At 64.8% G+C, this 14,613-nt stretch carries 13 protein-coding genes; 10 read left to right on the forward strand and 3 right to left on the reverse strand.

Features of this window, described 5'->3' with window-relative positions; genetic code table 11:
• Nucleotides 1–17 precede the first annotated feature (17 nt).
• Nucleotides 18–1,667, forward strand: coding sequence for a thermosome subunit alpha (gene thsA, locus BP869_RS05505; protein WP_342677672.1), 1,650 nt, complete (start codon nt 18–20; stop codon nt 1,665–1,667).
• 516 nt (nt 1,668–2,183) lie between these two features.
• Here the strand turns inward: thsA and BP869_RS05510 are convergent.
• Nucleotides 2,184–2,654, reverse strand: a complete 471-nt coding sequence (locus BP869_RS05510; protein ID WP_342677674.1) for a chemotaxis protein CheW — start codon at nt 2,652–2,654, stop codon at nt 2,184–2,186.
• 11 nt (nt 2,655–2,665) lie between these two features.
• Complete coding sequence (locus BP869_RS05515) at nt 2,666–4,276, reverse strand: methyl-accepting chemotaxis protein (protein WP_342677676.1); 1,611 nt, start codon at nt 4,274–4,276, stop codon at nt 2,666–2,668.
• A gap of 214 nt (nt 4,277–4,490) precedes the next feature.
• On the opposite strand from BP869_RS05515, the gene BP869_RS05520 reads away from it, so the two are divergent.
• Nucleotides 4,491–4,862, forward strand: a complete 372-nt coding sequence (locus BP869_RS05520) for a hypothetical protein (RefSeq protein ID WP_342677678.1) — start codon at nt 4,491–4,493, stop codon at nt 4,860–4,862.
• 3 nt (nt 4,863–4,865) lie between these two features.
• Here the strand turns inward: BP869_RS05520 and BP869_RS05525 are convergent, their stop codons facing one another.
• Entirely contained in the window at nt 4,866–6,290 is a 1,425-nt protein-coding gene (locus BP869_RS05525; RefSeq protein ID WP_342677680.1) for an MFS transporter, read from the reverse strand.
• Between the two features lie 454 nt (nt 6,291–6,744).
• Here BP869_RS05525 and BP869_RS05530 point away from each other — a divergent pair, with 454 nt between their 5' ends.
• The 8 genes from BP869_RS05530 to BP869_RS05565 are packed head-to-tail and all read left to right on the forward strand — an operon-like array spanning nt 6,745 to nt 14,500.
• Nucleotides 6,745–7,536, forward strand: coding sequence for a 2-amino-3,7-dideoxy-D-threo-hept-6-ulosonate synthase (locus BP869_RS05530; protein ID WP_342677682.1), 792 nt, complete (start codon nt 6,745–6,747; stop codon nt 7,534–7,536).
• Nucleotides 7,533–8,315 carry a 2-amino-3,7-dideoxy-D-threo-hept-6-ulosonate synthase gene (locus BP869_RS05535; protein WP_067046740.1) on the forward strand — a complete coding sequence of 261 codons (783 nt, stop codon included), beginning with the start codon at nt 7,533–7,535 and terminating at the stop codon, nt 8,313–8,315. Before BP869_RS05530 ends, BP869_RS05535 begins: the two co-directional genes overlap by 4 nt.
• The gene (locus BP869_RS05540; protein ID WP_342677686.1) at nt 8,312–9,286 is read left to right on the forward strand and encodes a 3-dehydroquinate synthase II; all 975 of its coding nucleotides are present in this window, start codon (nt 8,312–8,314) and stop codon (nt 9,284–9,286) included. The genes BP869_RS05535 and BP869_RS05540 overlap by 4 nt, the downstream gene beginning before the upstream one ends.
• 1 nt (nt 9,287) lies before the next feature.
• Nucleotides 9,288–10,112 (forward strand): prephenate dehydrogenase/arogenate dehydrogenase family protein, encoded by an 825-nt coding sequence (locus BP869_RS05545; RefSeq protein ID WP_342677688.1) that lies wholly within the window; start codon nt 9,288–9,290, stop codon nt 10,110–10,112.
• Nucleotides 10,094–10,903 carry a prephenate dehydratase gene (locus BP869_RS05550; protein ID WP_342677690.1) on the forward strand — a complete coding sequence of 270 codons (810 nt, stop codon included), beginning with the start codon at nt 10,094–10,096 and terminating at the stop codon, nt 10,901–10,903. The genes BP869_RS05545 and BP869_RS05550 overlap by 19 nt, the downstream gene beginning before the upstream one ends.
• Nucleotides 10,894–12,159, forward strand: a complete 1,266-nt coding sequence (gene aroA, locus BP869_RS05555) for a 3-phosphoshikimate 1-carboxyvinyltransferase (RefSeq protein WP_342677692.1) — start codon at nt 10,894–10,896, stop codon at nt 12,157–12,159. Before BP869_RS05550 ends, aroA begins: the two co-directional genes overlap by 10 nt.
• Nucleotides 12,156–13,505, forward strand: a complete 1,350-nt coding sequence (locus BP869_RS05560; protein WP_342677694.1) for a shikimate kinase — start codon at nt 12,156–12,158, stop codon at nt 13,503–13,505. Before aroA ends, BP869_RS05560 begins: the two co-directional genes overlap by 4 nt.
• On the forward strand, nt 13,502–14,500 hold the full coding sequence (locus BP869_RS05565) for a chorismate synthase (protein ID WP_342677696.1): 999 nt from the start codon (nt 13,502–13,504) through the stop codon (nt 14,498–14,500). Before BP869_RS05560 ends, BP869_RS05565 begins: the two co-directional genes overlap by 4 nt.
• The last annotated feature ends 113 nt before the right edge of the window (nt 14,501–14,613 follow it).

Consider the following 14,613-nt stretch of genomic DNA (forward strand, 5'->3'; position numbering starts at 1 on the left):
ACTATATGGTGATTCACATGTCGCAGCAGATGGGAGGACAACCAATCCTTATTCTTAAAGAGGGAAGTTCCCGCACCCGCGGGAGGGACGCGCAGAGCATCAACATCGCCGCAGCCAAGGCCGTTGCCGGCGCTGTCAGGACGACTCTTGGTCCGAAGGGCATGGATAAGATGCTCGTCGACACCATCGGCGATGTCGTCATCACGAACGATGGCGTGACCATCCTCAAGGAAATGGACATCGAGCACCCGGCCGCCAAGATGATGGTCGAGGTCGCGAAGACTCAGGACGACGAGGTCGGCGACGGTACCACCACCGCAGTCGTCGTGGCCGGCGAGCTTCTCAAGCGCGCCGAGGACCTCCTCGAGCAGGACGTCCACCCGACAGTCATCGCCCACGGCTACCGGATGGCGGCCGAGAAGGCGATCGAGATCGTCAGAGAACTTGCCATCGACGTCAAGCCCGGCGACTCCGAGATCCTCATGAAGATCGCGGGTACCGCCATGACGGGCAAGGGCGCAGAGGCCGCAAAGGACAAGCTCTGTGACCTCGTTGTCAGGGCCGTCACCATGGTCGCCGACGAAGACGGCACCATCGACACCGACTACGTGAAGATCGAGAAGAAGGTCGGCGGTTCCATCGAGGACTCCGCAATTGTCGAAGGCATGCTCATCGACAAGGAGCGTGTCCACCCGGCAATGCCGAAGAAGGTCGAAGACGCAAAGATCCTCCTCCTCAACGCCGCAGTCGAGTTCAAGAAGACCGAAGTCGACGCCGAGATCAACATCACGAGCCCCGACCAGCTCCAGATGTTCCTCGACGAGGAAGAGCGGATGATCCGGAACATCGTCGACAAGATCGTTGCCTCCGGTGCAAACGTCCTCTTCTGCCAGAAGGGCATTGACGACATCGCCCAGCACTACCTTGCGAAGGCCGGTGTCTTTGCCGCTCGCCGCGTGAAGAAGTCCGACATGGAGAAGCTCTCCCGTGCAACCGGTGCGAACCTTGTCTCCTCCGTCGACGCCATCACCCCCGAGGAACTTGGCTTTGCCGGTATCGTCGAGGAGAGGAAGGTCTCTGGCGAAGACATGACCTTCGTCGAGAAGTGCAAGAACCCGAAGGCGGTCTCCATCATCATCAAGGGCGGCACCGAGCACGTCGTCGACGAGCTTGACCGCGCTATGGAGGACGCCCTCCGTGTCGTCGAAGTCGCTCTCCGCGACAAGAAGTTCGTCGCCGGCGGCGGCTCCCCCGAGGTCGAACTCTCCCTGCGGCTCCGCGAGTACGCTGCAACTGTCGGTGGCCGGGCTCAGCTCGCCATTGAGTCCTTCGCGAATGCCCTCGAGATCATCCCGAGGACCCTCGCCGAGAACGCCGGTCTCGACCCGATCGACACCCTTGTCGAACTCCGTGCGGCCCATGAGAAGGGCCAGAAGACCGCGGGCCTCGATGTCTACTCCGGCAAGGCCGGCGACATGCTCGAGAAGGGCGTCGTCGAGCCCCTGCGCGTGAAGACCCAGGCACTCAACTCGGCCGCCGAGGCTGCCATCATGATCCTCAGGATCGACGACGTCATCGCCTCCTCCAAGTCTGCCGGCCCCTCACCCGAGGAAATGGCAGCCATGGGCGGCGGCATGGGTGGCATGGGCGGCATGCCCCCGATGTAAACCTGAATTTTTATCCCTGGCCAAAAAAGGCCACCTTTTTTTCGTGTACATAGATCGTTGAAATAGCCGTTCCGGGTAGTCGGAACGAGCCCACCCGGACCTCCGGGGGCTTTTGCCAGACGTTTCTGTGATCTCTGTCTGACCTCTGTCTGAAGGGTTGACGCAGACGTGTCCTGAAGATCTCCGGGATTTCCAGATCCCGGGACTCCTGTCCCGGAAGAGTCCGAACCCGGAGGAACCCGTCGGAAAAAAGGCCTGGATCACGCAGGGCTATGGTGTTGTCGATGGTATGACGATTTCGGGGGTCGCTCTGGCAGGTACGGTGGACCAGAAAGAAGATGTGTCTTTACCTCATGGGTGATACGAGAGGATGCAATGTGCAGCCTCTATCGGCGAGGACATGTGAAGGCTTCCTGTTTTTCGAGATGCAATCTTTCTGGAGAGTTCCCGCTCTCCCTATCGCTCCATTCGGGATGTTCCGCCGCCGGGCATGGTCCGGTTTTAAAAAAGTGAGGGTCAGGCCCCGTGCCCGTTTATCTGTTCGAGCACCTTTGCCATGTCGACCCAGATGATCAGGTTCTTGATGGCCTCGTCCTCTGCCGTCCTGTCTGTCACCTTGATGATCCCCTTCACGTAGGCATCGCGTGCAAGGGACTCGTCCATCTTCTCGACCTCATCCTCGGAGACCTGCATCACTGCGAGGACATCGTCGACGATGATCCCGACATTTGACCCGCCTGCGGCCTCGGCGACGAGGATGATGATCTTCTGGTGTTCCCGCCTCTCCCCCTCGGGGATGCCGAGGATGGTCGAGAGGTTCAGAACGGTCGTGATCTCTCCCCTCAGGTTGATGATCCCGGCGATGTGCGGGGGGGCCCGCGGCACCGGTGTGATCGGCACCATCTCGACGATCTCGCGGGCGAGCGCGATGTCGAGGGCATAGCGCTCCCCGGTAAATTCGAATTCCACTACATCTACGTTTGCCACGTTTTTTCACCTTATGCCAGCTTGAAGTGGTCGAGAGCGCCTTTCATCTCCGTCGCCATGGTGGCGACCTCCTGTGCGCCGCTGCCGACCTCCTCGGCCGAGGCCGAGACCTCCTCGGCAAGCGCGGCCATGTCTTCGATCCGGGACATCGTCTCCTTGGTCATGCCGGTCGTCCTGTCCATCCTCTCCATCACCTTGTTCGTGGATGTCGCCTGGTCTTCGGTCGCCTTGGCGATCTCGGAGACACTTCCGTGCGCCTCCTTGGAGGCGGAGACGATACGGTTCAGGGCCCCGATCGTCCGGTCCACGCTCTCAATCCCACCCTGGATCTCGTCGAAGGCTGCCTGGAGATCTTTTGCGGTCTTCTCGCTCTTTGTCTGGATGGAGGAGATGAGGTCTTCGATGTGGTTGGTAGCGGTCTTCGACTCGCCGGCGAGGTTCCTGACCTCGCCTGCGACGACGGCAAAGCCCCGTCCATGTTCGCCTGCCCGTGCCGCTTCGATCGCGGCGTTGAGGGCGAGAAGGTTCGTCTGGTTGGATATGTCGTTGATGAGCTTCACGATCTTGGAGATCTCGCGCATCTCCTCGTTCAGCCGCGAGAACTCTTCGACTCCCTCCTTTGTGATCCTCTCGACCGCCTGCATCTTGGTGGTCGCCTCACGGCCGAGGCCCTCTGCCTCGTCGCCGATCTGCACTGCGGACTCGGTCGTTGCGAGTACCTCCTGGGAGGTGCTTGCGATCTCCTCGATCGAGGCGGAGAGGTCTGACATCGCCCTGGCGACCTCTTCGAGATTTTCGAGCTGAGTTTTTGCGCCCTCTGAGGTCTGCTGGCTCTTGGAGGCCACCTGCTCGATTGCCCGTGCAATCTCCTCGGCACTCCTGCTTGTCTCCTCGGTGTTGGCCGTGACCTTCTCGCCGACACCGGCGATCTGCTGCAGGACTGCCCTGACTCCCTCGCGGGAGTTCCGGTAGTTGAGTTTGAGGTCGCGGATCGGGTCGTTCTCCTCGATCGAGACCCTGGCCGTGAGGTCGCCCTTCGCCATCTCGTTCATTGCATGCTTCAGTTCCTCGGCACTTCCGGCAAGGAGGCGTGCCCTCTCCTTGGCCTCCAGTTCCTTGTTGACAAGCTGCGTGTTGTCCTGGTAGATGTAATAGTTGACATCGATCTCCCCGTTCTCGTCGAGGATGGGTACCTGGAAGAGGCGGAGATATGATTTTGTATTGTCTTCCCAGGTGATCTCCATGTCAGAGATGGCGAGTTTCCTGGTCTCGAAGGAGGCGTAGAAGTCGTCTCCCGTGGTCTTGATATTAAAGTCGTAGAGTTTCTTCGCCATCAGTTCGTCGTAGGTGCCGTGCCAGGCCTTCTCGTACTGCTTGTTGAGGTCGAGGCGGTGCTTGTCGCCGGCAAGGACGGCGATCGCCTGCGGGTTGTCTTTCACGAAGGCGTCGGCCCGTTTCTTCAGTTTTTCTGCCTCTTCCATCTTTACGATGGCACGGTTCACCATTTTTCCCAGAGGTTTGAACTCGTCAGGCACCTGGTCGATGTCGACGCGGGTCGAAAAATCCCCGTCGAGTGCGCGTTCCAGGATTGCCTCAATCTTGTCCTGTTTTCCGTTTGCCATTCTCTGAATCCCTCTTCTGTTATAATTCTGATGTATAGTTGCTTTAATGAATTAATTTATATTCCTTTCTCTTTTAGTTTTCAGAACCATTATTGATATTTTTATATTGCCCTGTTTAAAATTTGCTATATTTAATATTGGGCAATTATGAATGGTCATTTTTCAAAATGGGGTGGCCGGTAAGTATTATAGGTTCGTCCCCCGAGGGGAAGGCATGGGCGAGCGGTTCATCTTCACAACACACCGGACCACCTGCTACCACTGCCACGAGGACGCCGACCAGGTGATCAAGGCGGTCTCTTCGCAGGCACAGGTGGCGTGCGCACACTGCGGTGCGACCCGGATATTTCTCCCGCGTCTGGAGGACGTCAGTGCCGAGGGCACGTACACTCCGATCAGTTGCTATGACATCTGGCACCTGGAGGCGATCGCTCCCTGCAAGCACTGCGGTGCAGAGGGGCCGCACGACCTGATCGTCGGCTGCAACCAGTTCACCACCCGGTGCCACGCCTGCGGGTATACGCACTTCTACAAATTCAATCTCGAATACATTGCTCAGTGTCCGATCGGGGAAAAAGAGGAGTGACTTTCATACTCTCTGCCTGTCCCTCGCCATGAGGGAGAGGGCGGCGGCGATTGCGCAGACCACCGCCCCGGCAAGGAAGGCGGCATGGAAACCCGGGATGAGCGTTGCGGCCGCGATCTCCGTGTGCGGGGTCTCAGGGTTGTGGGCGAAGGCGCTGACGATCGCCTGGATGAAGACGGTCCCAAAGACTGCGACCCCGAGAACGTCGCCGATGTTCTTCGCGGTCTGCATGACGCTCGAAGCGACACCCTCCTCCCCTTTCGGGCTCTGGCCAAGGACCTGGTTCATGTTCGGCGGGAAGTACAGGCCGCTCGTCACCCCGAGGAGGGCGAGGCCGAGGACGATGACGAAGAGACTGCTCTCCATCGTGAGGGAGGCGTACAGGAGGAAGACCGCGGCGGTCAGGGCCGCCGCCCCGGTGGTGAGGCCCCGTGTCCCCCGCCGGTCTGAGATCTTGCCGGCAAGGGGGCCGAAGATCATCAGGGTGACCGCAGGAACGGTGAGGACGATGCCGGCAACGGCGGTGGAGAGACCTTTCACCCCTTCGAGATAGAAGGGGAAGATGAAGGTTGCGCCCGCGAAGGCGAGCATCACCAGGGCGCCGGCGATAGTCCCTGCCGAAAAGGCGCTGTTCCTGAAGAGGGCGAGGTTGAGGAGGGGTTCCTCGCAGGAGCACTCCCGCCGGACGAAGGCGGCCCAGAAGATGACCGAGAGGAGGAAGGAACCGAGGATGAACGGCGAGGTCCACCCCATCTTCAGTCCCATGTTGAGAGGATAGATGAGGAAGAAGAGGGCGGCGACGATGAAGGCGGTGCCCGGGATGTCGAAAGAACCACCGGTCCCGCAGGGTTCGGTTTCAGGAAGGAGTTTTCTGCCGAGGGCGATTGCCATGACCCCGACCGGGATGTTCACGAAGAAGATCCAGTGCCAGGAGATGAACTCTGTCAGCAGGCCGCCGAGCACCGGGCCGATCGCGATGGCGACCGAGACGGCGGTGGCCAGGGTGCCGAGGGCCCGCCCGCGGACTGTCTGCGGGAGGTACAGGGCGATCATCGCCGGGCCGACGGCTTCGAGTGCGGCGGCTCCGAGGCCTTGAAGAAGGCGGAAGCCGATGAGATGGCCGAGGGTCATGGAGAGGCCGCAGAGAAGGGATCCTATGGTGAAAACGGCGAAGCCTCCGATGTACACCTTCTTGAACCCGTGTGTATCGCCGAGTTTCCCGAAGACCAGGAGGAGGCAGGCGATGACGAGGCCGTAGCCCATCACCACCCAGGAGACGTCGCCGATGTCCTCGTGGAAGTAGGCGGCGATGGACGGGAGGGAGATGTTCACGATGCTGGTGTCGAGGGCGCCCATGAATGCTGCAAGGGCGATGATGAAAATGATCAGGCGTTGCTGGTGGGCGGTGGGGGCCGGCGGGGTCTGCATGTGCGATCATCAGAAAATCGAAGGGAGATTATTTGAATCGGTCGATTTTTTCGTGCGCCAGACCCTGTTGTCGCCGGGACTTCCTTTCTGCCCCGGTGGGGATGTCATCGGTGGTGTGGTGTGTACGTGAAGGAGTATGGTGACTCTTCTCCCGACAAAAACCCGTCCGATCTGGCATTGCGGCCGAAAGAATCTGTCTGGTCCTGCTGTCTGCTCCCCCCCCCGGCCCCACCTACATTATTAAATACCGTCGATGACTACTCTAGAGACAATGTGTGGTGAATGTTTTTTCGCCAGTGAATGTCTTTATCTTCACTAGCCCTCGCGAAACCACGCACACAGACATTTCTCTGACCGTCTCCCCCGGAGCGGCGGCGCTGCACGGCGTCTCTTTTAGCTATTTTTATCTCTTCTAAAACCCCGCAGTCACAGGAATCTGCGGAGGTGCGTGTTCATGAGAGGAAAACAGATTAGGTTGGAACGTATTATGGATCGTAACACCGGCAGGACGATCATCGTCCCGATGGACCATGGTGTTACGGCCGGGCCCATGCCAGGGCTCATCGATATGGGACGGACCGTCGACCTCGTCGCCGAAGGCGGCGCAAACGCAGTGCTCGGCCACCTCGGCCTTCCCCTGTACGGCCACCGCCGGTGGGGGAGGGACATCGGGTTGATCCTCCACCTCTCGGCCTCGACGTCTGCAGGGCCGGACCCGAACGAGAAGGTGATCGTCAACACGGTCACGAACGCCCTGAAGATGGGTGCGGACGCGGTCTCGGTACACATCAATATCGGGGCTGCCTCTGAGGCAAAGATGCTCGCCGACCTCGGGAGGGTCGCGGTCGAGTGCATGGAGTGGGGGATGCCTCTCCTCGCGATGATGTACCCCCGCGGGCCGAAGATAGACGACGAGAAGAGCGTCGAGATGGTGAGTCTTGCCGCCCGCGCCGGCGCCGAACTCGGGGCCGACATCATCAAGACGGTGTACACCGGCGACCCCGACACCTTCAAGGAGGTGACCCTGGGGTGCCCGGTGCCGGTCGTCGTGGCCGGCGGGTCGAAGACGGACGACGCCGCGACTCTCGCCCTCATCGAGGGGGCGATGGAGGGCGGGGCCGCCGGGATATCGATCGGGAGGAATGCCTTCCAGCACCCGCACCCCGACCGCTTTGTCAGGGCGGCGGCGGCGATCGTGCACGGCGGCAGGAGTGCGGAAGAAGCGATGGAGATGATGAAGGAATGATTGGAAAGGCGATCAGGCTGGAGAGGATCATGGACCGGAACACCGGGAGGACTGTCATCGTCCCGATGGACCACGGTTTCACGATGGGGCAGATCGAGGGGCTGAAGAAGATGCCCGAGGCGGTCTCCGCCGTCTCCGAGGGCGGGGCGAACGCGATCGTGATGCACAAGGGGATGGTGAAGGCCGGTCACCGCGGCAAGGGCCGGGACATCGGGCTCATCGTCCACCTCTCTGCCTCGACCTCCCTGAACCCTGACCCCGACGACAAGGTGCTCGTCTGCACTGTCGAGGAGGCGGTCGCCCTCGGGGCCGACGCCGTCTCCATCCACATCAACCTCGGGGCGGTGCACGAGTCCAGGATGATCGAGGCCGCGGGCATGGTCTCGAAGGAGTGCATCCGCTGGGGTATGCCCCTCCTGGTGATGATCTACCCGCGGGGCAAGGGGATAGACCCGCGGTCGCCGTCGGCCGTCGGCCACTGCGTGCGTGTCGCCGAGGAGATCGGCGCCGACCTGATCAAGACGAGTTACACCGGCGACCCCGCCTCCTTCGCGGAGATCTGCGCCGCCTGCTCTGTCCCTGTCCTCATCGCGGGCGGTGAGAAGGCCGGCGACCTCGCCACCCTGACGGCGATCAGGGACGCGGTCGGTGCCGGGGCGGCAGGCGTCGCCATCGGGAGGAACGCTTTCCAGCGCGACGACCCGGCAGCCTTTGTCAGGGCGCTCTGCAAGGTCGTCCACGGCGGCGCCGATCCGAAGGACGCCCTGGAGGGGAGATGAAACGGTTCTGGGTTGACGTGCGGCCGTGGCGAAAGGAGATCGCCACGGCGGCGATCGAGGCCGGGGCCGATGCCCTGGTGGTGGAGAAGGCCGGCGATGCCCGCGCCCTCGGGCGGATCGCCGCGGTCGCCCCTGACGGCGACCTGGTGCCGGGCGCGGACGTCGTCTTCGCTGCGGTGACGCCCGACACACCGCTCCCGCAGGCAAAAGGCGCCCTCCTTGTCGTCTCCACCTCTGACTGGACGGTGATCCCCCTCGAAAACCTGGTCGCCGCATCCGAGGAGGTCTTCGCCGTGGTCAGGAATGCCGACGAGGCGAAACTCGCCCTCGGCATCCTGGAAAAGGGGGTCGCCGGCGTCGTGCTCAAGACCGACGAACCCGCGGAGGTCGGCAGGGTGGCGGCCGTCGTGCAGGCGGCGATGCCGGCCCTCGCCCTCTCTCCCTTCACGGTCACGCGGGTCCGCCCCGTCGGGATGGGCGACCGCGCCTGTATCGACACCTGCTCCCTCCTTGCCGAGGGGCAGGGGATGCTCGTCGGCAATACCTCGTCGGGATTCCTCCTCGTCCTTGCCGAGACGGCCGAGAACCCGTACGTCTCGCCGCGGCCCTTCCGGGTGAACGCGGGCGCTGTCCATGCCTACCTCCTCGGCCCTGACGGGAAGACCGCCTACCTCTCCGAGGTGCGTGCCGGGGACGCCGTCCTCGTCGCCGACGGTGCCGGCGCCACGGCCGGGGCCGCGGTCGGCCGGGTGAAGATCGAGCGCCGCCCCCTCCTCCTCGTCGAGGCGGAGGGAAAGAGCGGGGAGAAGGCCGGTCTCGTCCTCCAGAACGCGGAGACGGTCCGGCTGATGGGGCCCGACGGCCCCGTCTCTGTCGCCGCCCTGAAGGAGGGCGACCGCGTCCTCGGCCTCTCCCTCTCCGGCGGCCGGCACTTCGGCATGGCCGTCGAAGAGACGATCACGGAGACCTGAGATGCGCATCGGGATCATCGGCGGGAGGGGCGGGATGGGCACTCTCTTCTCCCGGATCTTCTCAGACGCCGGCCACGAGGTGCTCGTCTCGGGCCGGGCGACTCCTCTCTCGAATGCCGACCTTGTACGAGCCTGTGAGGTCGTCATCGTCTCCGTCCCGATCCGGAGCACGGTCCCGGTGATCAGGGAGATCGCCCCTCTCCTCTCCGGGGACCAGCTCCTCTGCGACTTCACCTCCCTCAAGGCGGCGTCCGTGGCGGCGATGCTGGAGACGAGGGCCGACGTCCTCGGCCTCCACCCGATGTTCGGGCCGTCTGTGGCCTCCCTGCAGAACCAGACGGTCGTCGCCTGCCCGGTGCGGGTCGCCCCGGCGCGTGCCGACGAGGTCCTTGCGGTCTTCAGGGAGGCAGGGGCGAAGGTGACGACGATGGACCCCCTGGAGCACGACAGGCTGATGGCTGTGGTCCAGGGCCTCACCCACTTCACCACTCTCTCCCTTGCCGGGGCGATGCGACGCCTCTCGGTGGACCTCCCGGCCCTTCTCTCTGTCACGAGTCCTGTCTACCAGATCGAGATGGCGGTGATCGGGCGGATACTCGGGCAGGACCCCGGACTGTACGGCCCGATCCTGGGGGAGAACCCTGCCGTCCCCGAAGTCCTCGACGCCTTCGCGGCCGCCGCGGCCGAGGTCCGTAGGGCGGTGGAGAGCGGAGACGACGACGCGTTCGCCCGCCTCTTCAACAAGGACGCCGCCTTCTTTGCCGACTACATCCCGCATGCGACCGAAGACTCGGAGGCTCTGATACGATGCCTGGCAGAAAAGTGAGGCTTGCGGCCCTCGGGCCGGAGGGCACCTTCTCCCATGCCCTTGCCCGGCACCTCGCCGACGAGGTCGTGCTCCTCCCGACCATCGGCGCCGTCTTCGCGCATGTCGCCGCGGGAAAGGGCGACGGCCTCGTCCCTATCGAGAACAGCGAGGCGGGGGGCGTCGGCCCCGCCCTCGACGGCCTGCTGCGCAATCCCGTCTTCATCACCGCGGAGGTGTACGTGCCGATCAGGTTCCACCTCGCCTCTTTCGTGAAAATCACGGAGATCGACACCATCTACGCCCACCCGCAGGCCCATGAGCAGTGTTCGGGCCGTGTCGACGCCCTCGGCGTGCCTGTGGTCCACACACCCTCGAACGCGGCGAGCGCCCGGGCTGTACGGCCGGGCACGGCAGCGGCGGCGGTCACCACAGCAGAGGCCGCCGCACTGTGCGGGATCCCCGTCGTCGCCGGCAATGTCCAGGACGCGGAGGAGAACACGACACGCTTCGTCGTCATCTCGACAGAGCCGTACCAGGGCCGTGATGCCGGGAAGTGCTCCGTCCTCCTCGACCCGAAGGCCGACCGGGCCGGCCTCCTCGCCGACCTGCTTGCGGTCTTCGCGCGTCTGGGGATCAACCTGACCCGGATTGAGTCCAGGCCCGCAAAGAGGGGGATGGGGCGGTACGTCTTCTTCATCGACGGGGAAGCCGGGCCTGCATGGGTCGGGGCCGTTGCCGACCTCTCCTCTCTCGCGGTCGTGAAGGAGTTCGGGTGCTACCCGCGCCTGGAGGCGGCAGGATGGAGGTGACCCTCTCCCGCCGCCGGGGCGTCGACGTCACCGTCACGGCCCCACCCTCGAAGAGCCTCACCCACCGCGCCCTCGTCGCCGCCGCCCTCGCGGAGGGGGAGTCCCGCATCCTCCGTCCCCTCAGGTCAGGGGACACGGCCAGGACGCGGGAGGGCCTCGCCGCCCTCGGCATCAGGACAACAGACGACGGCGACGCCGTCCTCGTCCGCGGCTGTGGAGGCGTCCTCCCCCTTGCAGGCCCCGCCACAGTGGACGCCGGCGACTCGGGGACGAGTCTCCGTTTCCTCGCCGGCCTGGCCACCCTATCCCCCTGGCCTGTCACCCTCACCGGGAGTCTGCGTATGCAGGAGAGGCCTGTCGGCCCCCTCGGCGACGCCATCGCCGCCCTCGGCGGGAGTGTCGCCTATGAGAAGACGCCGGGTTGTCCCCCGGTGACGGTCACGGGGCCTGTTCGGGGCGGCGCCGCCGCGATGCGGGGCGACGTCTCCAGCCAGTTCATCTCGGCCCTCCTGATCGCCGCCCCCTGCTATGCGGAGGGCCTCGACCTCTCTCTCACCACCCCGCCGGTCTCGGCGTCGTACCTCGACCTGACGGCCGCGGTGATGGGGGCCTTCGGCGTTCCCGTGGAGAGGGAGGGGGAGGACCGTTTCATCGTGAGGCCGGGCCTGTACAGGGGCCGTCCCTATTCGGTCGAGGGCGACTGGTCCTCGGCCTCGTACTTCTTTGCCATCGCCGCCGTCTGCGGCGGGCGGGTGGCGGTGCGGAACCTCGACCTCGCCTCTCTCCAGGGCGACCGCCTCTTCCTCGACGCCCTTGTGAGGATGGGCTGCCGAGTCCATGCCGACGGAGACGCTGTCGTCCTCGAGTCGGACGGCGACCTCGACGGGATCGCGATCGACATGGCCGCCTCGCCGGACACCGTCCAGACCCTCGCGGCGGTGGCGGCCTTTGCCCGCGGGCCGACGACGATCACCGGCATCGCCCACCTCAGGTACAAGGAGAGCGACCGGGTCGCGGCGGTCGTTCGGGTATTGCGTGGCCTCGGCAGCCGCGTGGCCGTCGAGGAGGACGCACTGACCATCACCCCCGCACCGCTGTGGGGCGGCATCGTGGACCCGGCGAACGACCACAGGACGGCGATGAGTGCGGCCGTGATCGGCCTCGGCGCTGGAAACGTGAAGATTCTCCATGCAGAATGCGTGGACAAGTCCTTCCCCGGTTTCTGGGATTCTCTGCAGGGGGCGGGGCTGCTGTGAAGGTCGTCCTGATCGGCTACCGCGGCACGGGCAAGACGACGGTCGGAAAGATGGTGGCGCGACGCCTCTCTCTCCCCTTCCTGGACACCGACGCCCTCGTCGAGGAGATGACCGGGATCTCGATCCCGGCGATCTTCGCCAACGCGGGGGAGGCGGCCTTCCGCTCCCTGGAGAGGGAGGTGATCGCCGGCCTTGCCGATTTTTCCGGCGTCATCGCCACGGGCGGCGGCGCTGTCCTGGACCCGGAGAATGTCCGCGCCCTCCGGAAGGGAGGAACCGTCGTCCTCCTGGAGGCGGACCCGGAGGAGGTCATCACGCGGATCGCGGGCTCGGACCGTCCCTCCCTCACCGGCCTTCAGCCTGAGGAGGAGGTGCGGGCCCTCCTCCGGACGCGGCGGCCCTTCTACCTTGCGGCCGCAGACATCTGTATCAGGAGCGGTGGCCAAAGTCCCGACGTGGTCGCAGACGAGATCATCGCCAACCTTGCTGGGCGGCCAGGCCCCATCTCTCTCCCTGAAGGCTTTGCCCTCCCCTCCGGCGAGACGGAACGCCTCGCCGCCCTCGGCCCGGCGACCGGCCTGTACGGGATAGCCGGTCACCCGGCTCTCCACAGCAGAAGCCCCATCCTGTACAATGCCCTTTTTGCGAGATTCGGCATGGGCGCCGCGTACACCTTCTTCGACCACCCTGACTTCGGGGCGGTCCTCGATACCGCCCGCTCCCTCGGCGTCCGCGGCCTCTCGGTCACCATCCCCCACAAGGAGGCGGCCCTTGCGGCCGCGGACGAGGCCGACAGGCACGCGGCGGCGATCGGCGCCGCCAACACCCTCGTCCTCTGCGGGGATCATGTCAGGGCCTCGAACACCGACTGGATCGGCGTGCGCCGCCCCCTCGAAGGAGTCGCCGCGGAGAGGGCCGTCGTCCTCGGTGCGGGCGGTGCGGCCGCCGCGGCGGTCTATGCCCTCCTGAGTCTGGAGTACGGGGTGACTGTCCTTGCCCGCGACGCCGGGAAGGCAGAGGCCCTTGCCGCCCGCTTCGGCTGCGAGTCAGGGGCGATCCGCGACATCGGCAGCTTCCGCCCCGAGGTCGTCGTCCACGCCACGCCTGTCGGCATGGCGGGCGACCCCCGCTCCCTCCTCGCGCCCGAAGACCTGCGGCCCGGCACGACGGTCTTCGACCTCGTCTACACGCCGAAGGAGACACTCCTCCTCAGGACGGCGGCGGCCCGCGGCTGCCGCACCATCCCGGGGACCGAGATGTTTGTGTACCAGGCCTGCGAACAGTTCCTCCATATGACCGGGATCAGGGTGGAGGACAGGGCCGTGCGGGAGGTGCTCGGGGAATGAACACCTTCGGGCGGTTTTTCAGGGTGACGACCTTCGGTGAGAGCCACGGCCCCGCGATCGGCGCCGTCATCGACGGCGTCCCGCCTGGCCTCCCCCTCTCTGCGGGGGACATTCAGCCGATGCTCGACCGCCGCCGCCCCGGCGGCCCCCTCGCCTCGCCGCGGAAGGAACCCGACGCCGTCGAGATCCTCTCCGGCGTCTTCGAGGGGAGGACCGCCGGCACGCCCCTTGCCCTGCTGATCAGGAACAGGGACGTGCGGAGCGGCGACTACGACGCCCTCCGCGATGCCTTCCGCCCCGGCCACGCAGACTATACGTACCTCCGGAAGTACGGCCTCCGTGACCACCGGGGCGGCGGCCGGAGTTCGGGCCGGGAGACGGCGGCACGGGTCGCGGCCGGCGCGGTGGCGGTGCTCGTCCTGAAGACGCACGGGATCGCGGTCGCCGGGTCTGTCCGCGAGGTGCACGGAAAGACAGACCCCGCCGAGATGGAGGCCGAGGTGCGGTCGGCCGCCGCGGCCGGCGACTCTGTCGGCGGCATCGTGGAGGTCCGGGCCTCGGGCGTCCCGCCCGGCCTCGGGAGTCCGGTCTTTTGCAAACTCGACGCCGCCATCGCCGGGGCGATGATGGGGATCGGGGCGGTGAAGGGCGTCGAGATCGGCGAGGGCTTTGCCGCCGCACGTCTCTATGGCTCGGAGAACAACGACGCCATGGACGCCTCCGGCTTCCTCTCCAACCATGCCGGCGGAGTCCTCGGCGGCATCTCGACAGGCCAGGAGATCGTCGTCTGCCTTGCTGTGAAGCCGACGCCCTCCATCGCCCTCCCCCAGAGGACCGTGGACATCCGTGGCGAGGAAAGGGAGATCGTCATCGCCGGACGGCACGACCCCTGCATCGCCTTCCGTCTCGTCCCGGTCGCGGAGGCGATGCTCGCCCTGGTGCTTGTCGATGCGGTGCTGGAGCAGGCGGCATATGGCGGGCCGGCCCGGGATTAATCTTTTTTTGACCGTCTCCTCTCGCTCCGCCCCCGGATTGAGGTGATGCCCGGTAGAATCGTCTGTTATTCGGCCATATGCTCGGGGAATCCTCTAAATAATCCTAAATTATA

The organism is Methanofollis sp. UBA420, from assembly GCF_002498315.1.
Taxonomy (GTDB): domain Archaea; phylum Halobacteriota; class Methanomicrobia; order Methanomicrobiales; family Methanofollaceae; genus Methanofollis.